General features: G+C 57.1%; 25 protein-coding genes and 1 riboswitch. Of the genes, 17 read left to right on the top strand and 8 right to left on the bottom strand.

The window, feature by feature from the left end:
- The first annotated feature begins 12 nt into the window (after positions 1-12).
- The 8 genes from ACR0BK_RS10075 (at position 13) to cmk (ending at position 8,100) form a co-directional block, all read left to right on the top strand.
- A complete protein-coding gene (locus tag ACR0BK_RS10075; protein WP_480494855.1) occupies positions 13-1,035 on the top strand; it encodes a PhoH family protein in 1,023 nt (340 codons plus the stop codon).
- 36 nt (positions 1,036-1,071) lie between these two features.
- A complete protein-coding gene (ybeY, locus tag ACR0BK_RS10070) occupies positions 1,072-1,566 on the top strand; it encodes an rRNA maturation RNase YbeY (protein WP_480473791.1) in 495 nt (164 codons plus the stop codon).
- A gap of 35 nt (positions 1,567-1,601) precedes the next feature.
- On the top strand, positions 1,602-2,489 hold the full coding sequence (locus ACR0BK_RS10065; protein WP_480476819.1) for a hemolysin family protein: 888 nt from the start codon (positions 1,602-1,604) through the stop codon (positions 2,487-2,489).
- The gene (gene lnt / locus ACR0BK_RS10060) at positions 2,486-4,000 is read left to right on the top strand and encodes an apolipoprotein N-acyltransferase (RefSeq protein ID WP_480554532.1); all 1,515 of its coding nucleotides are present in this window, start codon (positions 2,486-2,488) and stop codon (positions 3,998-4,000) included. The genes ACR0BK_RS10065 and lnt overlap by 4 nt, the downstream gene beginning before the upstream one ends.
- A gap of 30 nt (positions 4,001-4,030) precedes the next feature.
- Positions 4,031-4,079, top strand: a riboswitch (SAM-SAH riboswitch).
- A 5-nt stretch (positions 4,080-4,084) separates the two neighbouring features.
- Positions 4,085-5,266, top strand: a complete 1,182-nt coding sequence (metK, locus tag ACR0BK_RS10055) for a methionine adenosyltransferase (RefSeq protein WP_480518737.1) — start codon at positions 4,085-4,087, stop codon at positions 5,264-5,266.
- Positions 5,267-5,360: 94 nt separating this feature from the next.
- Complete coding sequence (gene trmB, locus ACR0BK_RS10050) at positions 5,361-6,071, top strand: tRNA (guanosine(46)-N7)-methyltransferase TrmB (RefSeq protein WP_480473788.1); 711 nt, start codon at positions 5,361-5,363, stop codon at positions 6,069-6,071.
- 68 nt (positions 6,072-6,139) lie between these two features.
- Positions 6,140-7,486, top strand: a complete 1,347-nt coding sequence (gene aroA, locus ACR0BK_RS10045; protein WP_480488258.1) for a 3-phosphoshikimate 1-carboxyvinyltransferase — start codon at positions 6,140-6,142, stop codon at positions 7,484-7,486.
- Positions 7,483-8,100 (top strand): (d)CMP kinase, encoded by a 618-nt coding sequence (cmk, locus tag ACR0BK_RS10040; RefSeq protein ID WP_480488256.1) that lies wholly within the window; start codon positions 7,483-7,485, stop codon positions 8,098-8,100. Before aroA ends, cmk begins: the two co-directional genes overlap by 4 nt.
- Positions 8,101-8,124: 24 nt before the next feature.
- Here the strand turns inward: cmk and ACR0BK_RS10035 are convergent, their stop codons facing one another.
- The gene (locus tag ACR0BK_RS10035; RefSeq protein ID WP_480473785.1) at positions 8,125-8,601 is read right to left on the bottom strand and encodes a YHS domain-containing (seleno)protein; all 477 of its coding nucleotides are present in this window, start codon (positions 8,599-8,601) and stop codon (positions 8,125-8,127) included.
- 629 nt (positions 8,602-9,230) lie between these two features.
- On the opposite strand from ACR0BK_RS10035, the gene rpsA reads away from it, so the two are divergent.
- From rpsA to ACR0BK_RS10005, 6 genes are all read left to right on the top strand, one after another.
- Positions 9,231-10,907 carry a 30S ribosomal protein S1 gene (rpsA, locus tag ACR0BK_RS10030; protein ID WP_480554531.1) on the top strand — a complete coding sequence of 559 codons (1,677 nt, stop codon included), beginning with the start codon at positions 9,231-9,233 and terminating at the stop codon, positions 10,905-10,907.
- Positions 10,908-11,177: 270 nt separating this feature from the next.
- Positions 11,178-11,462 carry an integration host factor subunit beta gene (gene ihfB, locus ACR0BK_RS10025; protein ID WP_050603110.1) on the top strand — a complete coding sequence of 95 codons (285 nt, stop codon included), beginning with the start codon at positions 11,178-11,180 and terminating at the stop codon, positions 11,460-11,462.
- Between the two features lie 7 nt (positions 11,463-11,469).
- On the top strand, positions 11,470-11,820 hold the full coding sequence (locus tag ACR0BK_RS10020) for a lipopolysaccharide assembly protein LapA domain-containing protein (RefSeq protein WP_209505811.1): 351 nt from the start codon (positions 11,470-11,472) through the stop codon (positions 11,818-11,820).
- A 5-nt stretch (positions 11,821-11,825) separates the two neighbouring features.
- The gene (locus ACR0BK_RS10015; protein ID WP_480473783.1) at positions 11,826-12,470 is read left to right on the top strand and encodes a phosphoribosylanthranilate isomerase; all 645 of its coding nucleotides are present in this window, start codon (positions 11,826-11,828) and stop codon (positions 12,468-12,470) included.
- Positions 12,471-12,568: 98 nt separating this feature from the next.
- Positions 12,569-13,816 carry a tryptophan synthase subunit beta gene (gene trpB, locus ACR0BK_RS10010; protein WP_480554530.1) on the top strand — a complete coding sequence of 416 codons (1,248 nt, stop codon included), beginning with the start codon at positions 12,569-12,571 and terminating at the stop codon, positions 13,814-13,816.
- 758 nt (positions 13,817-14,574) lie between these two features.
- Positions 14,575-16,170 carry an Ig-like domain-containing protein gene (locus ACR0BK_RS10005; RefSeq protein WP_480554528.1) on the top strand — a complete coding sequence of 532 codons (1,596 nt, stop codon included), beginning with the start codon at positions 14,575-14,577 and terminating at the stop codon, positions 16,168-16,170.
- A gap of 28 nt (positions 16,171-16,198) precedes the next feature.
- Here ACR0BK_RS10005 and ACR0BK_RS10000 read toward each other — a convergent pair whose 3' ends face one another.
- The 7 genes from ACR0BK_RS10000 to ACR0BK_RS09970 all read right to left on the bottom strand — a co-directional run bounded on the left by ACR0BK_RS10000 (position 16,199) and on the right by ACR0BK_RS09970 (position 22,221).
- On the bottom strand, positions 16,199-16,573 hold the full coding sequence (locus tag ACR0BK_RS10000) for a DUF2237 family protein (RefSeq protein WP_480473780.1): 375 nt from the start codon (positions 16,571-16,573) through the stop codon (positions 16,199-16,201).
- Positions 16,574-16,582: 9 nt separating this feature from the next.
- Positions 16,583-17,746 (bottom strand): serine hydrolase domain-containing protein, encoded by a 1,164-nt coding sequence (locus tag ACR0BK_RS09995; protein ID WP_480473779.1) that lies wholly within the window; start codon positions 17,744-17,746, stop codon positions 16,583-16,585.
- Between the two features lie 83 nt (positions 17,747-17,829).
- Positions 17,830-18,510: an aminoacyl-tRNA hydrolase gene (pth, locus tag ACR0BK_RS09990; RefSeq protein ID WP_480554527.1), complete on the bottom strand. Its 681-nt coding sequence runs from the start codon at positions 18,508-18,510 to the stop codon at positions 17,830-17,832.
- Positions 18,511-18,652: 142 nt separating this feature from the next.
- Positions 18,653-19,300, bottom strand: a complete 648-nt coding sequence (locus ACR0BK_RS09985) for a 50S ribosomal protein L25/general stress protein Ctc (protein WP_480473778.1) — start codon at positions 19,298-19,300, stop codon at positions 18,653-18,655.
- Between the two features lie 249 nt (positions 19,301-19,549).
- The gene (locus ACR0BK_RS09980) at positions 19,550-20,716 is read right to left on the bottom strand and encodes an alpha-hydroxy acid oxidase (RefSeq protein WP_480546307.1); all 1,167 of its coding nucleotides are present in this window, start codon (positions 20,714-20,716) and stop codon (positions 19,550-19,552) included.
- 145 nt (positions 20,717-20,861) lie between these two features.
- On the bottom strand, positions 20,862-21,653 hold the full coding sequence (gene trpA, locus ACR0BK_RS09975; protein WP_480518752.1) for a tryptophan synthase subunit alpha: 792 nt from the start codon (positions 21,651-21,653) through the stop codon (positions 20,862-20,864).
- Between the two features lie 79 nt (positions 21,654-21,732).
- A complete protein-coding gene (locus tag ACR0BK_RS09970; RefSeq protein WP_480518754.1) occupies positions 21,733-22,221 on the bottom strand; it encodes an acyloxyacyl hydrolase in 489 nt (162 codons plus the stop codon).
- 200 nt (positions 22,222-22,421) lie between these two features.
- Here ACR0BK_RS09970 and ychF point away from each other — a divergent pair, with 200 nt between their 5' ends.
- The 3 genes from ychF (at position 22,422) to ACR0BK_RS09955 (ending at position 26,255) form a co-directional block, all read left to right on the top strand.
- Positions 22,422-23,519, top strand: a complete 1,098-nt coding sequence (ychF, locus tag ACR0BK_RS09965; RefSeq protein WP_480518756.1) for a redox-regulated ATPase YchF — start codon at positions 22,422-22,424, stop codon at positions 23,517-23,519.
- 65 nt (positions 23,520-23,584) lie between these two features.
- Positions 23,585-24,466 (top strand): LysR family transcriptional regulator, encoded by an 882-nt coding sequence (locus ACR0BK_RS09960; protein WP_480476813.1) that lies wholly within the window; start codon positions 23,585-23,587, stop codon positions 24,464-24,466.
- A gap of 85 nt (positions 24,467-24,551) precedes the next feature.
- Positions 24,552-26,255, top strand: a complete 1,704-nt coding sequence (locus ACR0BK_RS09955; protein ID WP_480554525.1) for an NAD(P)H-dependent oxidoreductase subunit E — start codon at positions 24,552-24,554, stop codon at positions 26,253-26,255.
- The last annotated feature ends 9 nt before the right edge of the window (positions 26,256-26,264 follow it).

The following is a 26,264-nucleotide window of genomic DNA, read 5'->3' as shown; positions in this document are numbered from 1 at the left end:
CAGGAGAGCGGATTGGCCATCGGTGCCCTGACCCCACCGCAAGATGAAATGCCCCAACACGAGGCGTTCGTAGAATTTCCCGACAACCGATTGCTGATTGACCTGTGCGGTGAATATGACCGCAATCTGGCTGAGATCGAAACCAAGCTTTCGGTCCAGATTGTACGCCGCGGCAATCAGCTTGTTGTGATGGGCGATGAAGATGCTCAGAAACAGGCGGTTGAGGTGCTTCAATCGCTTTACACTCGGCTTGAAGGTGGGCGCGAGGTTGAGGCCGCAGACGTCGATCGCGAGTTGCGGATGGGTGTTTCGGAACAGGGAACCGGTAGCCGCGATGGCGATCAGCTTGAGATGTTCAAGGGCGGTTCGGTCGAGATCAAAACCCGCAAGAAGTTGGTTGAACCGCGCACCGACGCCCAGAAAGCCTATGTCCAGTCACTGTTCAAGAATGAGCTGGCCTTTGGAATTGGTCCGGCGGGGACGGGTAAGACCTATCTGGCGGTGGCGGTCGGGGTTTCGATGTTCATCGGCGGGCATGTGGACCGAATCATCCTGAGCCGTCCGGCGGTCGAGGCGGGCGAAAAACTGGGCTATCTGCCGGGTGACATGAAGGACAAGGTCGACCCTTACATGCAGCCGCTTTATGACGCGCTGAACGATTTTCTGCCCGGAAAACAGTTGGCCAAGCTGATCGAAGAAAAACGAATCGAAATCGCTCCGCTGGCCTTTATGCGCGGTCGTACGCTGGCCAACGCATTTGTGGTTCTGGATGAAGCGCAAAACGCCACCACGATGCAGATGAAGATGTTCCTGACCCGTCTGGGCGAAGGAAGCCGCATGGTCATAACTGGTGACCGGTCACAGGTCGATTTGCCGCGTGGCGTTCAATCGGGCTTGGCGGATGCTGAGAGGTTGTTGAAAACAATCCCGAATATCAGCTTCAACTACTTCACCTCGAAAGACGTGGTGCGTCACCCGCTTGTCGCTGCGATCATCGAGGCGTATGAGGCCGATGCGGGCCGTGAAACCACGTGAACACATAGCCCGCTAACGAGGCTGTTGCGCGGTAAGATGACCCTGGAACTCATTTTCGAAGACGAAAGGTGGCAAGATCTTGAGGTCTTGTCACAAAAGGCGATTAACGCCGTTCTGACCCATTGCGGATTGGCCCCGGAGCAGTGCGAAGTCAGTATATTGGGATGCAACGATGCGCGGATTTCAGAACTGAACGCTGAATTTCGCGGTAAACCGACGCCCACCAATGTGCTGAGCTGGCCTGCGGAAGACCTAGCTCCGGATGAGCCAGGGCAATCACCACGCCTGCCAGAGCCGGATTTTACCGGCGAGATTGTTCTGGGCGATATTGCGATTTCCTATGACACCTGTGCCCGCGAGGCGGCCGAGGCCAACAAGGCAATGAGTGACCATGTGACCCATTTGCTTGTTCACGGAACGTTGCATTTGCTGGGTTATGATCACATTCGTGACCCCGATGCCACCTTGATGGAAGGGATTGAGGTCAAGATACTTGGCAAATTGGGTATTGATGACCCATATAAGGTATAATGTGGGTTCAAGACCCGATCAGTTGGAACAAGGTAATGGGCGATATAGAAGGCAGTTCTAGGGCGGCGCAAAGCGCGCAACCTCAGGACAGCAGTACTGAAACGGAAGAGAAAACCGGTCTGTTTTCTCGAATCCTCGAAGTGTTTTCGAGCGATGATACTCAACCGGACCAGACGGTGAACGGACAAAACGCGGCTGTGGCGCAGCCACGCGGGATGATTAACCTGCGCCGGATGCGCGTTGAGGATGTTGCCATCCCTACCGCTGAAATCGTCTCGGTACCTTCAACGATCACAAAAGATGAACTGGCGGATGTTTTCCGGAGCAGTGGTATGTCAAGGATTCCTGTCTATGAGGGAACCTTGGATACACCGCTTGGTTTTGTTCATCTCAAGGATTTTGCCCTGACCCACGGTTTCAACGGTGGCGGCAAAGAGTTTGATCTGACCTCGATGCTGCGGACGCTATTGTTCGTGCCGCCATCCATGCCAATCGGCGTCTTGTTGACCAAGATGCAAACCGAGCGGCGTCACATGGCATTGGTGATTGATGAATATGGCGGCGTTGATGGACTGCTCACGATCGAAGACCTGATCGAGCAGGTCGTCGGCGAAATCGCTGACGAGCACGATGCGGATGAAGACCAGCTTTGGGTGCAGGAAAAGCCCGGATGTTATGTGGTGCAGGCGCGTGTGCCGCTCGAAGATTTCGAGGCCGAGATTGGCCGGTCTCTGACCAGTCATGAAGACGTCGACGAAGAGGAAATCGATACTCTGGGCGGGCTTGTGTTTATGCTCTCCGGCCGCGTTCCGGCGCGGGGTGAAGTTGTCATTCATCCAGAGGGTCCGGAATTCGAAGTGATCGAAGCCGATCCACGCCGTATCAAACGGCTGCGCGTCATGCTGCCGGACGTTGCTGCATGACCCCAGTACGGGGCTGGCCATTATCGTTGAGATTGTTGGCCGGTGCCGCCCTTGGCGGGGTAGGCGCGTTTGGTCAGGCACCTCATCTGTATTGGGGCGCAACCGTTTTGGTTCTTGTCCTGATTGTCCCGATCTTCCTTGCCAGCGAAACCCGAGGCCGGGCGGCATGGGTCGGCTGGGCCTTCGCGACCGGCTATTTTGCCCATGCCCTCGGCTGGATCATTGAGCCGTTTCAGGTAGATGCTGAACGCCATGCCTGGATGGCCCCGTTTGCGTTGGTGTTCATGGCGGGCGGGCTGGCCTTGTTCTGGGCCTCTGCATTCGGCCTGTCGCGCAGAATTGGTGCCACGCCAGTTCGTCAAGGCATATTACTGGTTGCAGTTTTGTCCCTGGCCGAAGTGGCGCGGGGATATGTGTTGACCGGCTTTCCATGGGCTGGGGTCGCGCAAATCTGGGTGGACACGCCAGTGGCGCAGATGCTGTCTCTGGTCGGGCCGTATGGGTTGAATGTGCTGACCTTTGCCGCAACATTCCTAATTGGCGCGGCATTGGTGCAGGACAAACCCTTGGACGGTTTGGTGCGGACTCTGAGTTTTACCGGCGTTATGGCAGCGATGGCGATTGCCTACGGGTCGACGCGACCCGTCGTTCAGGGTAGTTCGCATCTGGTTCGCGTGATCCAGCCGAATGCCCCTCAGCATCAAAAATGGGATCCGGCATATGCGCCTTTGTTTTTTGCGCGTCAGGTTGAGTATACTGCAGCCTCTCCTAGACCTGACCTGATTGTTTGGCCCGAGACCGCGGTTCCCGCATGGTTGGGCAGCGCACAACCGTTTCTGTCGACTATTGCGGATGCCGCGCAGGGTGCGCCGGTGATACTGGGGATTCAGCGCGCAGAAGGTCCGAGGATTTTCAACTCGCTGATCTATCTGGATGAAACCGGGCGTCTGGCAGGGGTGTATGACAAACACCATCTGGCGCCATTCGGCGAATATGTCCCCTTGGGTGATCTGATGGGGCGTTTCGGGATCAGTGGTCTGGCAACTACAACCGGGCACGGGTTCAGCGCGGGGCCGGGCCCTGCCCTGTTGGACCTCGGCAAGCTGGGAAAGGCGTTGCCACTGATTTGCTACGAAGCCGTCTTCCCGCAAGATGTGAACGGTGCGCCGGGTCGGGCTGATTTCTTGCTGCAAATCACAAATGACGCCTGGTTTGGAACTCGGTCGGGACCGTTTCAACACCTGGTGCAAGCCCGGATGAGGGCAATTGAGCAGGGCTTGCCGATGATCCGTTCGGCCAATACCGGTATATCGGCCATGATTGACCCATTGGGTCGTTTGACTGCGTCGTTGGCTCTGGGTGAGGCTGGATATGTGGACGCCGTGCTGCCGCAACCACACCGTCGCACGACTTATGCACGTATCGGGGACAGTCCGATCGTTGTTGTCTTACTGTTTATTCTGGCAATGGCGCTGTTTGGTACCCGCGGCAACCGGGCAATTAGAGATTGACCCCAACTTTGGGCAAGCGTATGCGTCTGTGGTCTGCCACAACGGCTTCCTGGCGTGGCGGAGAAACCTTAATGGAGCACATTTATGTCCCGACAGAACTATACTTTTACTTCGGAATCCGTTTCTGAAGGGCATCCGGATAAGGTCTGTGACCGTATCTCAGATGCTGTCCTTGATGCATTTCTGAATGAAGAGCCTGAAGCGCGCGTGGCCTGCGAAACCTTTGCCACGACCAACCGCATCGTTATCGGTGGCGAAGTTGGTCTGTCGGACAAGGACAAACTGCACGACTACATGGGCCGCATCGAAGAGATCGCGCGCGAGTGCGTGAAAGATATCGGATATGAGCAGGACAAATTCCACCACGAAACCGTCGAGGTTACAAACCTTCTGCACGAACAATCCGCCCATATCGCGCAGGGCGTGGATGCCGCGGACAACAAGGACGAAGGCGCTGGCGACCAGGGCATCATGTTCGGCTTCGCGACAACCGAGACGCCTGCGCTTATGCCGGCACCGATCCAGTATTCGCACGCAATCCTGCGGCGTCTGGCCGAAGTGCGCAAGAACGGCACCGAGCCTGCACTGGGGCCGGATGCGAAATCTCAATTGTCGGTCGTTTATCAAAACGGCAAACCGGTCGGCGTCAGTTCGATCGTTCTGTCGACGCAGCATCTGGACGAGGCGCTGACGTCGGATGACATCCGCGCCATCGTTGAACCTTATATCCGTGAAACTCTGCCCGAAGGCTGGTTGTCGGCTGATACCGAATGGCACGTCAACCCGACCGGAAAATTCGTTATTGGCGGGCCGGATGGCGACGCTGGTCTGACCGGTCGTAAGATCATCGTGGATACCTATGGTGGCGCAGCCCCGCATGGTGGCGGCGCATTCTCGGGCAAAGACCCGACCAAGGTTGACCGTTCGGCGGCCTATGCCGCGCGCTATCTGGCGAAAAACGTCGTAGCCGCCGGTATGGCCGAGCGCTGCACCATTCAGTTGAGCTATGCCATTGGCGTATCGAAGCCGCTGTCGATCTATGCAGACACGCATGGCACGGGCCAGATCGACGATGCTGCTATCGAAAAAGCAGTTGGTGAGGTCATGGATCTAACACCCCGCGGCATTCGTCAGCACCTTCAGCTGAACAAGCCGATCTACCAGCGTACAGCGGCTTACGGTCACTTTGGCCGCGAACCGGATGCGGATGGCGGTTTTAGCTGGGAACGCACTGATCTGGTCGACGCGCTGAAATCCGCAGTTTGATCTGAAAAATCCAAAGCGCGCCTTCAGGGGCGCGCTTTTTTTGGGGCGGTGCACGCCCTTGCAACGTACTCCACTGCGCAGTATGGCCACCGCCATGAGCACAGAGACCCCACAACGCCCGCGCAGAAACTTTTATGGCCGCTTCAAGGGCAAGACCCTGAAGCCCAGTCAAAAGACCTATCTGAACGAAGATCTGGCCGCCTTGTCGCCCGGCGCCGTGGACTGGGCCTCGAATCCCGAACGCAAGCCACTGGACCTGAACGATCTGTTCGGCGGCAAGCCGGTCTGGTTGGAAATTGGCTTCGGAGGTGGTGAGCATCTGGTGCACCAGGCGCAAAACAATCCTGACATTGGCATCATCGGGGCCGAGCCATACATCAACGGTGTTGCCATGCTGCTGGGCAGAATCCGTCAGGCAGGTGTTGAAAACCTTGCCGTGCACCCCGGCGATGTGCGCGATCTGTTCGACGTGCTGCCAGAGGCCAGCATTTCGCGCGCGTTCCTTCTCTATCCCGACCCATGGCCCAAAACGCGGCATCATCGCCGTCGATTTGTAACCCAGGAACATCTTGAACCGCTGGCGAAAGTGCTGAAACCCGGGGCGATCTTCCGGGTTGCAACTGACATTCCCGATTATGTGCGTCAGACCTTGGAAGAGGTTCCGCGCGCCGGGTTTGAATGGCTGGCCGAACGCCCTTCTGACTGGCGCGAGCCGTGGGGCGACTGGATCTCCACGCGATACGAACAGAAGGCGCTGCGCGAGGGTCGGACACCTCACTACCTGACCTTCCGACGCAAAGGCTGATTGCCGCTGGACCAACGGGCGTCAATTCGCTAATCGGCTTGAGCACTGATAGCGCAAAAGGAGCCCTCATGTCCGGACACGGCACGCCCATCCCGATGACCTCGCATCCCTGCGGCCCGCTGACCGGCACGGCCGAGGTGCCCGGCGACAAGTCGATTTCGCACCGGTCGCTGATCCTTGGTGCGATGGCCGTGGGTGAAACCAGGATTTCGGGTTTGCTGGAAGGCGAAGACGTACTGGATACCGCAAAGGCGATGCGTGCCTTCGGCGCTGAGGTCACAGAGCACGGAAACGGGGAATGGACAGTGCACGGCGTGGGTGTCGGTGGCTTCGCCGAACCGGGTCAGGTGATCGACTGTGGCAACTCGGGAACCGGTGTGCGGCTGATCATGGGGGCGATGGCGACCTCTCCGATCACGGCGACCTTTACCGGTGATGCCAGTCTGAACAAACGCCCCATGGCGCGGGTGACTGACCCTCTGGCCTTGTTTGGGGCACAATCGGTTGGGCGATCCGGCGGGCGCTTGCCGATGACCATCGTCGGCGCTGCGGACCCGACCCCTGTGCGATACGAAGTTCCTGTGCCGTCGGCGCAGGTGAAATCCGCCGTACTTTTGGCGGGTCTGAATGCCCCCGGAAAGACCGTTGTGATCGAGAAAGAGGCTACGCGTGACCATTCCGAACGGATGCTGGCTGGATTTGGTGCCGAAATCACGGTCGAGGATACCGACGAGGGCCGTGTTATCACTCTGACCGGTCGCCCGGAGCTGAAGCCACAGGTCATCGCTGTACCGCGCGATCCGTCCAGCGCGGCTTTTCCGGTTTGCGCGGCATTGATCACACCGGGATCGGATGTTTTGGTGCCGGGGATCGGTTTGAACCCCACACGCGCGGGCCTTTTTACAACCTTGCGCGAGATGGGCGCTGATCTGACCTATGAAAACGAACGCGAAGAAGGGGGCGAGCCGGTTGCCGATTTGCGCGCCAAGTACTCGCCCAACATGAAAGGCATCGACGTTCCTTCCGAGCGTGCCGCCTCGATGATTGATGAATACCCGGTTCTGTCTGTGGTGGCTGCAAATGCCACAGGCACAACGATGATGGGCGGCGTGAAAGAGCTGCGCGTGAAGGAAAGCGACCGGATTGACGCCATGGCCCGTGGCCTGCGCGCCAACGGGGTGACAGTCGCTGAAGGCGACGACTGGTGGTCGGTTGAAGGGCTGGGCATCGGCAACGTTCCGGGCGGCGGCACCTGCGAAAGCTTTCTGGATCACCGCATTGCCATGTCGTTCATGGTGATGGGTATGGGGGCGCAGAATCCCGTAAGCGTGGATGATGGTGGCCCGATTGCAACGTCGTTCCCGATCTTTGAACCACTGATGGCGTCGCTGGGCGCAAAGGTACAGCGCACGTGAGTTTCACGGTTGCCATTGACGGACCAGCGGCTGCGGGCAAGGGCACGATATCCAAGGCTGTGGCGGCGCATTTCGGCTTTGCCCATCTGGACACGGGCTTGCTGTATCGCGCTGTCGGAAGGCGGACCCTGGAAGGGGTTGACGCGCTTGAGGCCGCACAGGCCCTGACAGCGGAAGAACTTGAACAAGGCGACCTGCGCACCGCCGAGATTGCGCAGGCAGCTTCCAAAGTGGCGGTTCTTCCGGAAGTTCGTGCGGCCTTGGTCAATTTTCAGCGCGCTTTTTCCCGCAGGGCAGGTGGGGCCGTTCTGGACGGTCGTGATATCGGCACGGTGATTTGTCCGAATGCCGAAGTGAAGCTGTTTGTAACAGCCAGTGCTGAAGTGCGCGCCGAGCGACGCTTCCTGGAGCTAAGTGCAAAAGGCGCTGACGTAACCCGTGAACAGGTTCTGGCAGATGTCAGAGAACGGGATGCGCGAGATGCTGAGCGCAGCACCGCTCCGATGAAACCAGCTGAGGATGCCGTGCGGTTGGACACCACCGATTTGAGTATCGAGGCGGCGTTGGCCAAAGCCCTTGAGGTGATCAACGCAAAACTGCCCGCGACGCGTTAACGCCGCAGGCAAACGGGGCAGGTCTTACAGCTCGCCCACGGCGACGGTTTTGATATTCGCCCATTGGTCATCCGCCGTCTTTGCGGTGGCGACAACGTCCTTCAAAAAGGCTGCCCGGGTTTCCGCGTTCAGGAACAGAAACAGTTTTCCGTCTGCGACAAGGTATTGATCCGGGTCACCGTCAAACTTCTTGCCGACCGATACGCCGAATGAACAGAAGCCACCATGCTGCGGCAGGTATGCAGCAGGGTTTGCCTCGAACGCTTCACGGTTCGCGGCGGACGTGAAATAATAGGAGGCTCCGTCATAAGTTGACGAGTGAGTGGCGAAGCCTTCGACCGGGTTGCCATCATTGACCAATGCAACCAGATCAACGCCATGTGCGGCCAGTGGCGCACCAGCGGCTGAAATGCCGTTGGACACGTTGATTTCGTCAGCGGCAAAGGCCGGGGTGGACAGGGCAATTGCAGTCGCCATGGCGGCAAAGATGAGAGATTTCATAATATTTTCCTTTTGGTTCTGGTTTCGGGTCGACCTCTTTGTCGACCGATAAAGCTAAATTAGGGAAAGGATACGGAACGTTTAATCTCAGATACGTCACCAAATCTTGCAGATCGTACAAACAGTCGAATGGTTGGCGTTCACTCTCCAATTCTCCACCATCCATCCTGTGACGCAGGAAGCCGGGCGCCGCGTGACGCGCGAAAAGTTGAGACATATCACCTTTGCGTTGCATGCTGAGGCTTAGCCGCGTGGTTCGGTTCCCGGTACCAAGATTCCTTCGGGCAAGAACCTGCCGCGGACCATGCAGACTTTTTCAGTCAGAACCTGCTATCATTCAGGTTGCCATCTTGCATTGGGGATCAGCGCTAGGCAGGAGTTCCTGCGCGCGCTGCCGCGCACCATAGGCTTTGCACTTGCACCGGTTCAAGATTCAGCCTATACGCGCGCTGTCGATACAAGGGCGGTCAACGTCCGGATGACGTTTCTGAGCAGGGCCGGGTTAACTCGGCCCTTTGTGTTTGTTTGCTCGGGGCGCACCGGATCACGCCTGAAGACGTCATGAAACAAGACCGGCGGAGACAACCGCTCGGCCAGCAAAAACGTACTGTAAAGGAAATGAACGCCACATGGCTAACACATCCATGGAGGAATTCGAAGCCCTCCTGAACGAAAGCTTCGAAATGGACACGCCCGAAGAGGGTTCTGTTGTCAAAGGCAAGATCCTGGCGATTGAAGCCGGTCAAGCCATCATCGACGTCGGCTATAAAATGGAAGGCCGCGTTGATCTGAAAGAATTCGCAAATCCCGGCGAAGCCCCTGAAATCGCTGTCGGCGACGAGGTCGAAGTTTACCTGCGTGCCGCAGAAAACGCCCGTGGCGAAGCCGTCATCTCGCGCGAGATGGCCCGCCGCGAAGAGGCATGGGATCGTCTGGAAAAAGCATATGCCGACGACCAGCGTGTCGATGGTGCAATCTTTGGCCGCGTCAAAGGTGGCTTCACCGTCGATCTGGGTGGCGCAGTTGCATTCCTGCCTGGTTCGCAGGTTGACGTACGCCCCGTACGCGACGCAGGCCCGCTGATGGGTCTGAAGCAGCCGTTCCAGATTCTGAAAATGGACCGCCGCCGTGGCAACATCGTTGTGTCGCGTCGCGCAATCCTGGAAGAATCGCGTGCCGAACAGCGCGCCGAAGTCATCGGCAACCTGACCGAAGGTCAGAACGTCGAGGGCGTGGTCAAGAACATCACCGAATATGGTGCATTTGTTGACCTGGGCGGCGTTGATGGCCTGCTGCACGTCACTGACATGGCATGGCGCCGTGTAAACCACCCGTCTGAGATCCTGACGATTGGCGAAACCATCAAGGTTCAGGTCATCAAGATCAACAAAGACACTCACCGCATCAGCCTGGGCATGAAGCAGCTTCAGGAAGATCCGTGGGATCTGGTTGCCGCCAAGTACCCGCTGGGCTCGGTCCATCAGGGTCGCGTCACCAACATCACCGACTACGGCGCATTCGTCGAACTGGAAGCCGGTGTCGAAGGTCTGGTGCACGTGTCCGAGATGTCCTGGACCAAGAAAAACGTTCACCCCGGCAAGATCGTCTCGACCAGCCAGGAAGTCGACGTCATGGTTCTGGAAATCGACGGCGCCAAACGCCGCGTGTCTCTGGGCCTGAAACAGACTCAGCGCAACCCATGGGAAGTGTTTGCAGAAACACACCCCGAGGGCACCGAGGTCGAAGGCGAAGTCAAGAACATCACCGAATTTGGTTTGTTCATTGGCCTCGAGGGCGAAATCGACGGCATGGTTCACCTGTCGGACCTGTCCTGGGACGAACGTGGCGAGGATGCAATCCAGAACTACCGCAAAGGCGACATGGTTTCGGCCGTTGTCTCGGAAGTGGATGTCGAAAAAGAACGTATCTCGCTGTCGATCAAAGCTCTGGGTGGTGACAAGTTCGCAGAAGCCGTTGGCGGCGTGAAGCGTGGCTCGGTCATCACTGTCGAAGTGACCGCAATCGAAGATGGCGGCATCGAGGTCGAGTACGAAGGCATGAAGTCGTTCATCCGCCGTTCCGACCTGTCGCGTGACCGTTCCGAACAGCGCCCCGAGCGTTTCTCGGTCGGTGACAAGGTTGATGTCCGCGTAACCAACGTTGACAGCAAGACCCGCCGTCTGGGCCTGTCGATCAAGGCACGCGAGATCGCCGAAGAGAAAGAAGCCGTGGAACAGTACGGTTCTTCCGACTCGGGCGCGTCGCTGGGCGACATTCTGGGTGCAGCGCTGAAGTCGGGCGACTAAGCCCGGGGCGCATCCCAAGTATGATTTACGGCCTCGCATGGAAGTGCGGGGCCGTTTTTGTTGCGAATCAACATGTTCCAAACACACTGCTAAAACTCGATATTGTTCGCGCTTGAAGTGTGTAAATCGGCCTGTCGGGCAAAATTTCGCGTGAGAATATGGCAAAATAAGGCATCAACACGCAGAGTATCCGTTCCCCCGTTCTGGGTTTTTTCCTATACTGTCAAAACAGTAGACCTGTCACACCGGCTGCCTGGGAGGGTATCTCGAATGATCCGTTCAGAACTGATTCAGAAAATCGCTGACGAAAACCCGCATCTCTATCAGCGTGATGTCGAGCGGATTGTGAACACCGTGTTCGAAGAAGTCACCGATGCCATGGCGCGCGGCGACCGGGTCGAACTGCGTGGCTTTGGCGCGTTTTCGGTGAAAAAGCGGGATGCCCGCGTAGGGCGCAACCCCCGTACCGGTGAAACCGTTCAGGTCGAGGAAAAATGTGTACCATTTTTCAAAACTGGCAAGTTGCTCAGGGATCGTTTGAACGGTAAAGCCTGACCTCATGATGCGTTACCTTCGATATGCTTTTCTTGGGACTCTCGGGATCGTTCTGATTTCCGTGTCCTTGGCGAATGTTCAGTCTGTTGAACTGAAACTGATGCCCGATGCTCTGGCCGAGCTTCTGGGCTTTAACGTCAGTACCTCTTTACCGCTTTTTCTGGTCGTTCTCGGTGGCGTTGTCGCCGGTTTGATCATCGGTTTCATGTGGGAATGGCTGCGGGAACATAAACACCGCCGCGATGCGACCGTGAAAAAAGGCGAGGTCCGCAAGCTTGAACGCGAAGTCAAGAAGCTCAAGAAAAAGCAGAACGAGGGTAAGGATGATATTCTGGCCCTACTCGACGAGGCCAGCTGAGGCTTATGTCTACCGATGTATCCGTTAAAATCTGCGGTTTGACCGCATCAGAACATGTGCGTGCTGCGGTTGAAGCCGGCGCGCGCTATGTCGGGTTCAACTTTTTTCCCAAATCGCCCCGTTACGCACCAATACCGCAAGCCGCGGCCTTGGCCGCCGAAGTACCAGTCGGCGTTGCCAAGGTCGCTCTGGCCGTGAATTTCTCGGACGCGCAGCTTGATGAGATTGTCGCTGGGGTTCCGCTGGATATGTTGCAGCTTCACGGCGGAGAGTGCCCCGAGCGTGTGGCAGAGGTCAAGCAGCGCTATGGCTTGCCCGTCATCAAGGCGATCGGTGTGGCGGAGGCCGAGGACTTGGCAGCGATTGATCTGTATTCCGAAGTTGCAGACCAGCTTCTGATCGATGCAAAGCCGCCGAAGAATTCGGAACTTCCCGGAGGCAACGGTCTTCCTTTTGACTGGCGGCTGCTGGCAGGTCGCAAATACTGGCGCAGGCCGTGGATGTTGTCCGGTGGTCTCAACCCGGACAATGTCGCTGAGGCGATCCGCATGACTGGTGCGCGGCAAGTCGATGTGGCGTCGGGTGTTGAAAGCGCGCCGGGCGTAAAGGACGCGGGACTGATACAGGCATTTATTGACGCGACACGCTGATTTTGTTTGCCTCCGCAAGGGGGCAATATGGTGCGTTTTGCCATGGCAAATCCCGCGACGACCACCTATGACAGTCAGGTACGACGAGGGAGACACCCATGGCCAACGATCTTTTCAATTCCTTCATGTCCGGCCCTGACGAGCAAGGGCGCTTTGGCATATTCGGCGGGCGTTTTGTCAGCGAAACGCTGATGCCGCTGATCCTGTCACTGGAAGAGGAATACAACAAAGCCAAGGATGATCCGACCTTCTGGGCCGAGATGGATGATCTGTGGGCCAACTATGTGGGCCGTCCCTCGCCCCTGTATTACGCGGAACGCCTGACCGAGCATCTGGGCGGGGCGAAGATCTATCTGAAACGTGATGAGCTGAACCACACCGGCGCACACAAGATCAACAACGTGCTGGGCCAGATCATTCTGGCGCGACGCATGGGCAAGACCCGGATCATTGCCGAGACCGGGGCAGGGCAGCACGGTGTCGCGACAGCCACGGTCTGTGCGAAATTTGGTCTGAAATGCATCGTTTATATGGGTGCCCATGACGTGCAACGTCAGGCCCCGAACGTGTTTCGTATGCGCTTGCTGGGGGCCGAGGTGATTCCGGTCACTTCGGGTCGTGGTACGCTGAAGGACGCGATGAATGACGCGCTGCGCGACTGGGTGACCAATGTGCGCGATACGTTCTACTGCATCGGAACAGTGGCCGGTCCGCACCCATACCCGGCGATGGTGCGTGATTTCCAGTCGATCATTGGCAAGGAAGCGAAAGAGCAGATGATGAAGGCCGAAGGCCGCCTGCCGGATACGATCATTGCGGCTATCGGTGGCGGCTCGAACGCGATGGGCCTGTTCTATCCTTTCCTTGATGACAAGGACGTCAACATCATCGGTGTTGAGGCCGGCGGTAAAGGTGTGAACGAAAAGATGGAGCATTGTGCCTCGCTGACAGGCGGTCGCCCGGGTGTGCTGCATGGCAACCGGACCTATCTGTTGCAGGATGATGACGGGCAGATTCTGGAAGGCTATTCGATCTCGGCCGGTCTGGACTATCCGGGTATCGGCCCCGAGCATTCCTGGTTGCATGAGGTCGGTCGCGCGACTTACGTCTCGATTACCGACACTGAAGCGCTTGAGGCATTCCAGCTGTGCTGTGCCACCGAGGGAATAATTCCAGCTCTGGAACCCAGCCACGCCCTGGCGCATGTCATGAAGATCGCGCCCGAGTTGCCCAAGGACCACCTGATCTGCATGAATATGTGCGGACGCGGTGACAAGGATGTTCAGACCGTCGCAAAATATCTGAACTTCGATATGTCAGACACCGAAGGCCGCACTGCAGGGTGATTTCAACCAGGACCGCACCGGGGCCACATGCCCCGGTTGACAATCTTGATCGAACAAGTAGCGGGGAAAACCCGTCGGTCCACCCGTGATTGTAATGCCCCTTTGAAATGGCTTTCGAATCTGATTGCTGTTTTTCCGGGCGCAGCCGGATGTTGTTCCTGCCCTGGCGCGGCATCCGGTTTTGTCACGCGTGCTCGCCCTCGCAAGCGATCCTTTTGGACCCGATGGAGCCCGTGCAAAGAATCGTCCACAAGCGATATCGCCCTGTTCAACTTGTGCCAGAAGGTTTCCAAATGGTGGTCAGTGTAGCAACTGGAGCCACACTGTTGCAAAAATGCTGAACTGACAGCGATTATGTCCCTTCTGTCTTTGCAGACGAATTTCAAGCGCTGCCTGTCTCACGGTTCTTTCTCCACGCGACGACACAGTAAAAATTGGGTGTTTCAAGCTGTCTGAGAGTTGGTTCAGGTCAAAACCCGGTTGTTCCAACAACACTGTGTGGTCCGCACGCCCTAGTTGAATCCCGCAGCGTTCTATACAGCGTCTTCCAATTGAATTAACTTCTCATTAATCGGCGATTTGCCGCCGGTTCTGGGGATGTCTCTGCGAAGACGGGGCAAGGATGACGCTGCTTGGGATGTGATTTTGACCCCGGGCACTCTGGTGTTTGGCACCCACGCGGTGCTGTAGGAGGTAATATGGTTTGGTCCGCAATCACGAGGCTGTCATGTCTCTGTCTTCTGGTTTCCGCGCTTTTGATGGGAAGCGTCAAAGAGGGTCTGGCATTTGGCAACCCGTCCTTTCCGTCCCAGACAGTCGCAACACCTAACGGCGGGCAGATTTTCTTTTCCAATCTCCAAGGCACTGCAACAGCGTTTATGTCTTTGGGCGTTTCGGGAGAAGGCCCCGGAGGATCGTTCTATTTCAACAATGGTGTTTTGACTCAACCTGCTATAACGCCGGCAGGATTGGCCAATCTGGGGTATATTGGCGCGACGATACTCAGCCAGAACGGAGCGGACTCCACTTACGCCACTGATGGCTATCTTGGAGTCATGTTCACCGCGCGCGAAACCGTCGGAGGGCCGCTTTACCTTTATGAAATCGCGCTGTCCGGCGTCACGAATACCCAGATTATCAACACGCGGACTTTGGCCGACACGACGCAGCCGACGGCCTCAATCGGTGCACTGACAACAATCGGCAACGGTACGTTCCAAGCGGTGATCACACTTAGTGAACCCAGCACAGATTTCACAGTGGGCGACTTGTCGGTTACCAATGCTTCAGCCACCCTGACAGGGTCCGGAACCAATTATGTCGCAACGTTGACTGCGCAAAATAACGGTACAATTGAGCTGTTTATTCCCGCTGGCGTTTTTTCTGATGCCGCCGGGAACCTGAATCTTGCATCCAACAGGGTCAGCACACAACAGGGCGTAACGGATACACAGCGACTGGTGCAGGCCTTTCAGAACGCCCGGGCCAACAGCCTTGTGACCAATCAGCCAGAGCTGACGCAGTTTCTTCAGCAATCGGGATCAGGTGCGTTGGACTCATCAGTGACGCAGGGATCGGGGTATCTGAAATTTGCAAGTGATCCAACTCAACCGGTCTGGTTCAATCTGTCCGGTAACTGGAGCTCGCAAAACGATTACGACAGTTCTTATGCCTTGGCCGTGGTGGGGGCGCATGGCTGGGTGAACTCGAACCTTCTGATCGGTGCCATGTTGCAGATCGACTATGCCGAAACCGAAAACGGCCCGGCCAGCGTGGATGGCACAGGGTGGCTGGTCGGGCCTTATGTCGTCGCAAAACTACCTAGCCAGCCGGTGTTTTTCGAGGGGCGCGTTCTGTACGGTCAGGCCGATAACGATATTTCCCCGCTGGGCACCTATACCGACAGTTTCGATAGCGAGCGCTGGCTGATCCAGTCGCGCGTAACCGGAGAGATGAAGCGCGGGAACCTGACGCTTATGCCGTTGCTGGACATCAGCTATGCCAGCGACAATCAGGAGACTTATACTGATAGTCTGGGCAACCTGATTCCGCAGCAGGATTTCAGCCTGACCACCGCACGGTTGGGCATGGATTTCAGCCATCCAATCCAAGTGTCGCGCGGTCAGATGATGCTGACCGGTGGTCTATCTGGTATTTGGAGCACAACATCCGGCACAGGCACTGTTCCTGGCGTGACACCGATAGGGGATACGGCCCGTGCACGCGCTGATCTGGGTTTTGACTACCGACTGGAAAACGACAGCCTTCTGGCCGCAAATCTGTTCTATGATGGTATCGGTGAAAGCGGATTTGAAAACTACAGTGTCAGCCTGATCTGGCAAATGGCATTCTGAATCCGCCGTGTGCTATTTTGGGAGTCCGTCAGGTCTTCGCCTTGTTTTGGAGCAGAATGTCGAGCGGTACGATCTCAAGCGCGCGTTGATGTGTCGCCTCCAGATGAACCTGTGGCGCACATCCTTCGTCATGAGCTTGCAAAAACCGGCTTGCACATAAACACCAGCTGTCACCTGGGCGAAGGCCGGGAAAGCCGAATTCGGGCCGTGCCGTGCTCAGATCATTACCCACATATTTTGAGAACGCCAGAAATTCGGCTGTCATCACGGCGCAGACTGTGTGACTACCCTGATCCTCGGCGCAGGTATTGCACGCGCCATCCCGGAAAAACCCTGTCAAAGGGTCGCGTGAGCAAGGGGCCAAAAAGCCACCCAGTACATTTACACTGTCTTGTTTCTGCATAATGGCATCTTACAGACTTTCCGCAATCTTGCGGAACATTTCGATGTTAAGATCATTTACGCTGGGTTCACGGAACAGCCTGTCTGCACCAGTTGTCACAATTAGAACGCCCCTGGGCTGGTTGAAATAGATGTACTGACCATAGACACCGCGGGCCAGAAACTCTCCTTCATGTGCGCCGCGGGGAATCCACCATTGATACCCGTACCCGATCTCTCCTTGTGCGGTCGGTGCGCTGGGTTGGGTGGCTTCGAAAATCCATTCGGCAGGAACCAGTTGCTTTCCGTTCGCGATGCCGTCCTGAAGGATCATTTGTCCGAACCGGGCGAAATCACGCGTGGTGAAGTTGAGGCCACCCAAAACAAAAGCGACCCCTGCACCATCAGTGATGTAGTATCCGTCCCGCTCCAGCCCCAACGGTTGAAGTATCTTTTCCGTCAGAAGGTCTGCCACGTTCCGCCCGGTCGCACCGCGTATCACCATGCCCAGAACATGGGTGTCGATCGACACGTATTGCCAGGTTTCACCCGGCGTCGCAAAGCTGTCCCGCAGCGAGGCTGCGAAATCGTCCAACTCACCACCCAGCGCAACCACACGCCCCATCCGATTGATGTCGGAATTTGGGTCGAGATAATCTTCATCAAACGTCACGCCGCTTGCCATGTTCAGCACGTTGCGGATCGATGCAGCCTCATACGCGCTGCCCTTCAGTTTGGGCGCATATTTGACAACCGGGTCATCCAACGACCCGATTGCACCCTCTTGCAGCAGGATACCGAAAAGCGCCGAAAGATAGCTTTTGGCGACCGACCAGGAAATCCTCCGGTCATCAGACCCGGTTCCAAGATAATATTCCTCGAACCTGATTTTGCCGTCCTGCATAACCAGCAACGACGTGACCGCGCGTTCATCGATCCAGCTGTCGGTTCCCTCCGGCAGCTCGAACCCTTCGCCATAAGGCAGGTCCCAGGTAGGTGCGTCGCCACGCGGCAGGTTCACGGTTAGAAAAGCTTCGTCCATGTGCGAGAAATTGTGAACGATCTTCTCTTCAGAAAATAAAGAGTTTACGGCTAAAAGGCGCTGCAACTCTTCGCGTTTCCACAGCCCGACGGCAGTGGCGGCCAGAACCAGCGCCAGCACGATGCGCAGCACCCACTTCAAGATGGATTTCATCGCATTGCCTCCCTAGTTGAGCGGTATTGGAACGCGGGAGATCACATTCCGCAACCTCTACGTAACGGAAAGAGGCCGACGTGCTACCTGAATTTGTCCAAAAGCTTCTGCATCGCCGATCGGTCGTCGTCCGCGGCGTCGGGTGCGGCTATTGAAGGTGTGTCGATTTTTGGGGCAGCGGTTTTTGATGATCGCGGCGGGGCAGTTCGCAATGCAACCGCATTCATGAACTTGCCGCCCTCGTCCTGTGCCAGGTAGGGTGCTCCGTCCGAAACACCCCGAAGAACGTCGTCCAGCCATTCGGCTTCGGATTTTGCAAAGTCGTTCAGGACATATCCCGACACCATTTCCTTGCGGCCCGGATGCCCGATCCCAAGGCGCACGCGATCATAAGCCGCCCCGATATGCTCATGGATCGAGCGCAGACCGTTGTGCCCGGCGTGCCCGCCCCCTGCCTTGACACGCAGCTTGCCCGGAGCAAGGTCCAGCTCGTCATGGAACACAACAACGTCGGTGGAGTCGAGCTTGTAAAACCGCATCGCATCGCCGACGGATTGACCCGAACGGTTCATGTAGGTTTGCGGTTTCAACAGCAGGACTTTCTCGGTGCCAAGTCGACCTTCCGAAATCTCGCCCTGAAACTTCGATTTCCAGGGGCCAAACCCGTGATCCTCTGCGATCCGGTCCAGGGCCATGAACCCGATATTGTGCCGGTTCCGGGCATATTTCTGGCCCGGGTTTCCCAATCCAACAAACAGCTTCATGTTTCCGTTTTGCCTCTGTAGCTCCAAAGCCATTTCATGCCCGGAAATCGTCAGGAAATCCAGTCAGGCCTGATGACTGAACCCGCAAAAAAAACGGGGCTCACCCGAGCCCCGCTTCAAAGTCTGAAACATTGTTCCAGACTTATTCTTCTTCTTTTCTGACAACTTCGACTTCATCGGCTGCAACTTCACCATCTTCATCGTCGTCGCTGGTGGACAGACCAGTCGGCGCCGAGATGTTGGCAATCACAAAGTCACGATCGATGGTCGGTTTGGTGCCCTCAGGCAGTTCAACCGACGAAATGGTCACGACGTCATTGATGTTCAGACCGGTCAGATCAACAGTGATCTTTTCAGGAATGTCACCGGCGGTGCAGATCAGTTCGACTTCCGGGCGGACAACGGTCAGAACGCCACCCTTTTTGATGCCAGGGGCCACCCCTTCATTGATGAACTCAACGGGGATGAACAACGCGATCTTGGTGGTCCGGCGCAGGCGCATCAGGTCCAGATGGGTCGGCAGGTCTTTGACGACATCACGCTGAACGTCGCGGCAGATGACGCGCACGTCATCGTGGCCTTCAACTTTCAGGTTCCACAAGGTCGACTTGAACCGGCCCGCTTTCAGGCGCTTGAACAGGACGTTGAACGGGATCTGGATTGGCAACGGATCTTTGTCACCACCAAATACGATGCCCGGAACCATGCCGTCGCGGCGTGCCTGACGAGCGGCGCCCTTGCCTGTCCCCGTCCGTTCCAGAGCTACGAGATCAGGAATCTCACCAGCCATGATATATTCTCCAATGTTAGGGCGGGCATCCTCCAAGGCTGTATACCCGCGTGAAGCCGCGTCCTTAGCTTGATTCACACGATTTGGAAAGAGGTATTTCTTGCCATGCCGTTCGGCTGGGTTCCACCGCCTATCCCCGAGTGTCTATCTGGCGGACGGATGAAGGATCCCCAGCTTCATCTGGTCAAAAATATCCCGGGGGAGGCGCCCGGAACGGGCGTCGGGGGCAGAGCCCCCCTGTTTAACCGGTTACGCTTGCCAGCGGCCCCCAAAGTTTTCGGGTATCAGCAGATTGTGGCGCCCCAACGCGGCCACGTTTTTCTCACCACAAAGCGCCATTGTGGTGTCAAGCTCCCTCTGGATCAGCTCAAGCGCCGTGGTGACACCTTTCTGACCCATGGCACCCAGACCATACACAAACGCGCGGCCAACATAGGTCCCTTTTGCCCCAAGCGCCAAGGCTTTGAGCACGTCTTGCCCGGACCGGATGCCGCTGTCCAGATGCACCTCGATATCGCCACCGACCGCATCCATGATCTCGGGCAGGACACGAATTGAGCTTAGCGCGCCGTCAAGTTGACGCCCACCATGGTTTGACACGACAATCGCATCGGCACCCAGCTTGGCGGCCATCCTTGCGTCCTCCGCATCAAGGATGCCCTTGAGGATCACTTTCCCGCCCCATTGCTCCATCAGTTTTTCAACCTTGGACCAGTCAAGGCTGGGGTCGAACTGTTCTGCGGTCCAGGCCCCCAATGACGATGCGTCCGAAATACCATGCACATGCCCCACGATGTTGCCGAACTCGCGCCGCTGGGCCCGCAGCATTTCAATGCCCCATACCCATTTGGTCATCAGGTTGGCGATGGTTTTTGCCGTCAGTTTGGGCGGGGCCGACAGACCGTTTTTCAGGTCCTTGTGCCGTTGGCCCAGAATTTGCAGGTCGAGCGTGATCACCAGTGCGGAACATCTGGCATCTTTTGCCCGCTGGATCAGGCGGTTGATGTAGTCCGTGTCTTTCATTGTATAAAGCTGGAACCAGAATGGCTTGTCGGTATACCCGGCCACATCTTCGATCGAGTTGATGGACATGGTGGACAGCGTAAAGGGTACACCAAATTCCTCGGCGGCTTTGGCGGCCTTCATCTCTCCGTCTGCATGTTGCATCCCCGTCAACCCGACCGGGGCAAGCGCCACGGGCATTGAAACGTCTTCGCCAATCATTTGCGAAGTTGTCGACCGACCGGACATGTCGACCGCAACCCTTTGGCGCAGGCGAATTTTTTCGAAGTCGGTGCTGTTGTCGCGAAAGGTCTGTTCTGTCCAGCTGCCGCTTTCGGCGTAGTCATAGAACATACGAGGCACGCGGCGTTCATATATGCGTTTGAGGTCTTCGATATTGGTGATCACAGGCATGAAAACAGGGCTCCGCTCACTTTGGTTAGTTTTCCTTACCAATTCATTCCCAAGGCTGCAATGTCTTGACGTCACAGTGAAGGGTCACAAAAAACCCGCCGCGGTATCCGCGACGGGTCATCATTCTAGCATGTTGGCTGCGAAATCAGGCGCTGTGCGCGCCATCCGAAAGAGATTTCACAAAGGTCAGCACGTCGGCCACAGGTTTACCTGCGCCGATCTGGCTGACGATCGCTGACCCGACCACCGCGCCATCCGACACCGAGGCAATATTGCGCGATTTCTCAGGCGTGTTGATCCCGAACCCCACGATCACCGGCAGATCGGTCGCGGCCTTGATGCGGGCAACCTCGGGGCCAACATCGGTTGCTTCTGCCTCGGCTGCGCCAGTGATCCCGGTGATCGAGACATAATAAACAAAGCCAGAAGTGTTTTGCAGAACACGTGGCAGGCGTTTGTCATCCGTAGTCGGGGTCGCCAGGCGAATAAAATTCAGACCTGCCGCTTGCGCGGGCAGGCAGAGTTCTGCGTCCTCCTCGGGGGGAAGGTCCACCACGATCAAACCGTCAATCCCTGCCGCTTTTGCATCGGCCAGAAACGCGTCAACACCCCGGCTGTAGATTGGGTTGTAATACCCCATCAGGACAATGGGGGTTGTATCGTCCGTTTCCCGAAACGTTCGTGCCAGATCCAATGTGCGTTGCAAGGTCATGCCCCGCTCAAGCGCACGTTGGCCTGCGGCCTGAATAGTAGGGCCGTCGGCCATCGGGTCGGTAAAGGGCAGGCCCAGCTCGATAACATCCACGCCAGCACCAGGCAGGCCTTTGACCACTTCAAGCGAAGTGTCATAGTCGGGATCCCCGGCCATGACATAGGCGACAAAGGCCTTCTTGCCTTCAGCTTTCAGGGCGGCGAACTTGGCGTCGATACGGGTCATCGGATGTCCTTGCACTCGGGTTTCGACCTGATGTGCAGAAACTTTGACCGAAAATCAATCCCGCCCGGACAGGAATGGATCAGAAGCCCAGATGATAGCGTACCAGCAGGGCATTCACGCCCGGGTTCTCGTCATTTGTGCTGGCGTTGGATTTATGGGTAAGTGCGACAGACACGCTATTGCCATTGTTCAGGTTATAGCCAAGTCCCAAAAGGCTGCGAATCTGGAAATCGCCCCCCAAATCATTCAGGTCGTTGCTGGCGTTATAATACCCAGGCATCACGCTGCCTTCCACGAACCAGCGATCGCTTAGCGCATACTGCCCGATCAGGCCCGCGCCGATATGCGTGTCCCCATCCTCATCTACGGTTAGGGCCGCGCCCAAACCGGCGCGAAACCGCGTGGCCTGATGAAATGGCGTGTGGTGGTATTCGATCGAGATCAGACCCTGATCTTCAGATGTGTCTTCAGAATAGTCCGCGTATCCGGCACCAAAAACAACGGTCTGGGCTTGGGCTGACGCGCAGGCCGTTGCCGCCAGTACGGTTGCAAGAAAAAAGTGTTTCATCTGTGTCCGCCAACAAAAAGTGATCGTGCGCTATTAACTGGTATTCGTAGCCGTCGTTTTTCAATTTCGGCAAGAACACGTTTTCCAAACAATTTTGTGATGTGGCGAAATGGACTCTGCCAAAGAGCCGCCAGCAATCCCTTGCGCAATCAGGCGGACCTGCATAGAAGCTGCGATCGTATTCTATGCAGGAGGCCGTGATGGGCTTTAAAATGGGAATCGTGGGTCTGCCGAATGTCGGCAAGTCGACCCTGTTCAATGCGCTGACCAAAACCGCAGCTGCGCAGGCCGCGAACTTCCCGTTCTGCACCATCGAGCCAAATGTCGGGGATGTTGCGGTTCCCGACGCCCGCCTCGACAAGTTGGCGGCGATTGCATCCTCAAAACAGATCATCCCAACGCGGATGACTTTTGTGGATATCGCGGGTCTGGTAAAAGGCGCGTCAAAGGGCGAAGGGCTGGGCAACCAGTTTCTGGCGAACATTCGCGAAACGGATGCGATTGCCCATGTGCTGCGCTGTTTCGAAGACGGCGACGTGACACATGTAGACGGGCGCGTTGATCCGGTTGCGGACGCTGACACGATCGAAACCGAGTTGATGCTGGCCGATTTGGAAAGCATCGAAAAGCGTCGGGCCAATCTGGTGCGCAAGCTGAAGGGCAACGACAAAGAAGCGCAGCAGCAGGATCGCCTGCTGGCCCAGGCGCAGGCCATGCTGGAAAGCGGCAAGCCCGCACGTCTGGTCGACGTCAGCGACGAAGACGCCAAGGCGTGGACGATGTTGCAACTTCTGACCACCAAACCGGTTCTGTACGTCTGCAACGTGTCCGAGGAAGACGCCGCAAAAGGCAACGAATTCTCTGCCCGCGTGGCCGATATGGCTGCTGCTCAGGGCAATGCCCATGTGATTATCAGCGCCAAGATCGAAGAAGAAATCAGCCTGCTGGATGAGGACGAAGCCCAGATGTTCCTTGAGGAAATGGGACTGGAAGAGCCCGGCCTGGACCGTCTGATCCGCGCCGGTTACGATCTGCTAAAGCTGGAAACCTATTTCACCGTCGGCCCGAAAGAGGCCCGCGCCTGGACCATCCGCACCGGCACCGCTGCACCGCAAGCAGCAGGTGTGATCCATGGCGATTTCGAAAAGGGCTTCATCCGCGCCGAGACCATCGCCTATGACGACTATGTCGCTGCCAATGGCGAACACGGCGCGAAAGAGGCGGGTAAGATGCGGGCAGAGGGTAAAGGCTATATCGTCAAGGACGGCGATGTGATGCACTTTTTGTTTAATACCTGATCAATTGGGCTGTTCCTGTCGGGTGAGCGGGGTATCCTGCCCTATCCGCAGCATTGGAGCTTTCCTTGATCGAAATCCGCGACCTGCAACTGCTCAGCGCTTTGGCGCGGCATCGGCATTTTGCCAAGGCGGCCGAGGAGTGCGGGATTTCACAGCCTGCGTTTTCTATGCGCATCCGCAATCTTGAGGATCGGTTGGGTGTCTCCATCGTCCGCCGCGCCAACCGCTTTCAAGGGCTGACCGAAGAGGGCGAGATGATCGTCCAGCGGGCGCGGCGCATTCTGGACGACACCAAGGCGCTGGAACAGCAGGTGCTTGCTGCCAAGGGCGAGATTACGGGCACACTGATCCTTGGCGTGATCCCGACCGCAATCGCCTTCACGGGGCGGTTGGTCAAAAGGCTGCGTGACGCGCATCCTCGTATCGTCACACGCATTGAAACCATGTCCGCCACCGCAATTCAACACCGGCTGGACGAAGGCAGCCTTGATGCCGGGGTAACCTATGGTGACAGCATCGGTACCGATTTCCGACAGGTTCAACCCCTTTACGAGGAAACCTATGTGTTGTTGGTGCCCACGCATTTGACGGACCAGACCGGCCCGATTCCGTGGGCGCAGGTCGCAGAATTTCCGCTCAGCCTATTGGAGCCGCAGATGCAGAACCGGCGAATTCTGGACCGGGTGTTTGCCGAACAGGGGTTGCACCCAGATATCGTTGCCGAAACCAGCGGTTTCACGGCATCGATGGTCATGGTGCGGGAGGGGCTGGCGGCGACGGTTGTCCCTCGGGTTCTGGTGCGCGCGCTGGGCGATTTGAAGGGAACGAAAGTGTTGCCGCTGATTGAACCTGTTGTCAGCAAACCGATTTGTCTGGCAACCCTCAGCCGGGATCCCGAGCTGCCAACCGTCAAGGCTTTGCGGGATGTGGTGACCTCTTTGCGGTGATAAGGCGTCGTTATCGTGCGATTGCGAAAAGCGATTTGACGATATGTTTGCCTGATGAGAGACGGAACCTCAATCGGAGGGCATCATGGCACCATTAGATACCAAGCCATCAGGCACACCCAAGGGCGTCTGGAAGTCAGGTAAAGGCAAGGGGCGGCACACACCCAAGGGCCGTCAGTTCACGGATGAGGCACAGGCTGAAATCACACGCCTGCTGGGTGATCGCCCGCGTCGCCGTGACCTGCTTATCGAGTTTTTGCATTTGATTCAGGACGAACACGGTCATATCAGCGCCGACCATATTGCGGCGCTTGCTGTGGAAATGCGGATCGGTCAGGCCGAGGTCTATGAGACCGCGACTTTCTATGCCCATTTCGATGTGGTGAAAGAAGGTGAGACGCCTCCTCCGGCATTGACCATCCGGGTTTGTGATTCCCTCTCCTGCGAAATGGCCGGTGCCCAGCAGTTGCAGAAGGCGCTGGAAGACGGTTTGGACCCTGCCGAAGTTCGCGTTGTTCGCGCGCCCTGCATGGGGCGTTGCGATACCGCTCCGGTATTGGAGATCGGCCACAACCACATCGACCATGCGACCCCCGAAAAGGTGCAGTCGGCGATTGCGGCAGGGGACACCCATGCGCATCTGCCCGACTATGAGACCTTCGAGGCCTATGAGGCCAACGGCGGCTACACCAAGCTGAAAGATCTGCGCGACGGCGGGAACTGGGAAGAAGTCCAGGAAACTGTTCTGGCCTCGGGCCTGCGTGGTCTGGGCGGTGCTGGCTTCCCGTCGGGCAAGAAATGGGGCTTTGTTCGCATGAACGACGGCCCGCGCTATCTGGCCGTGAACGGCGATGAGGGTGAACCCGGCACATTCAAAGACCGCTATTACCTGGAGCGCACACCGCATGTCTTCTTGGAAGGTATGCTGATCGCGGCATGGGCGGTCGAGGCCGAGACCTGCTTCATCTACATGCGCGACGAATACCCGGCAGTACTGGAAATTCTGCGTCGTGAGATTGCGGCATTGGAAGATGCCGGTATCGTCGCAAAGGGTTACATCGACCTGCGACGGGGTGCCGGTGCCTATATCTGCGGCGAAGAATCCGCGATGATCGAATCGATTGAGGGAAAGAAAGGCCTGCCGCGCCATCGTCCGCCGTTCGTCGCGCAGGTTGGGGTCTTTAACCGTCCGACCTTGGTGCACAATGTCGAGACGCTTTTTTGGGTCTCAAAAATCTGCCGCGAAGGGCCGCAGATTCTGAACTCTGTTGAAAAGAACGGCCGCAAGGGCCTGCGCAGTTATTCGGTCTCGGGGCGTGTGGCGAAGCCGGGCGTTTACCTGCTGCCCGCAGGCTCGACCATTCTTGATGTGATTGATGCCGCCGGCGGCATGGCTGATGGCCATGTGTTCAAGGCGTATCAACCGGGCGGGCCGTCGTCAGGTCTTCTCCCCTCGGGCATTGACGACGTCCCGCTCGATTTCGACACGCTTCAGCCGCTTGGCACTTTCATCGGGTCTGCCGCCGTTGTGGTTCTGTCCGATCAGGACACCGCCCGCGATGCTGCGCTGAACATGCTGCGGTTCTTCGAGGATGAAAGCTGTGGCCAGTGCACCCCCTGCCGGGCAGGCTGCGAAAAGGCGGTCAAGCTGATGCAGGCCGACAAGTGGGATACCGATCTGTTGGAAGATTTGTGCCAGGTCATGGGCGATGCCTCGATCTGCGGTCTGGGGCAGGCGGCCCCGAACCCCATCCGTCTGGTCATGAAACATTTCGCTGACGAAATCTGAGGGAGACAG

The organism is Ruegeria sp. AF1 (genome assembly GCF_056542125.1).
Note: the sequence above shows the minus strand (reverse complement) of the source record. Positions and strands in the feature narration are given on the sequence as shown.